Consider the following 267-nt stretch of genomic DNA (forward strand, 5'->3'; position numbering starts at 1 on the left):
GGCGATGACATGGGCCTGGGCAAGACCCTGCAGGCCCTGGCGCACCTGCTGCTGGAAAAACAGTCCGGGCGCCTGACCGCCCCGGCCCTGGCTGTGATGCCGACCAGCCTGGTACCGAACTGGCTCGACGAAGCCCAACGCTTCGCCCCCGACCTGCGCGTGCTGGCGTTACACGGCCCGGGGCGCAGCAAGCATTTTGCCGCGCTGCACGACTACGACCTGGTCCTGACCACCTACGCCCTGGTACCCCGCGACCTCGAACACCTG

General features: G+C 68.5%; 1 protein-coding gene. It reads left to right on the forward strand.

Going from position 1 to position 267, the window contains the following annotated elements:
* A partial coding sequence (locus tag SB725_RS31590) for an SNF2-related protein (protein ID WP_410923371.1) occupies positions 1–267 on the forward strand: 267 nt, incomplete at both ends.

It is taken from the genome of Pseudomonas sp. SIMBA_041, from assembly GCF_046535095.1.
In the GTDB taxonomy this organism is placed as follows: Bacteria; Pseudomonadota; Gammaproteobacteria; order Pseudomonadales; family Pseudomonadaceae; genus Aquipseudomonas; species Aquipseudomonas mucoides.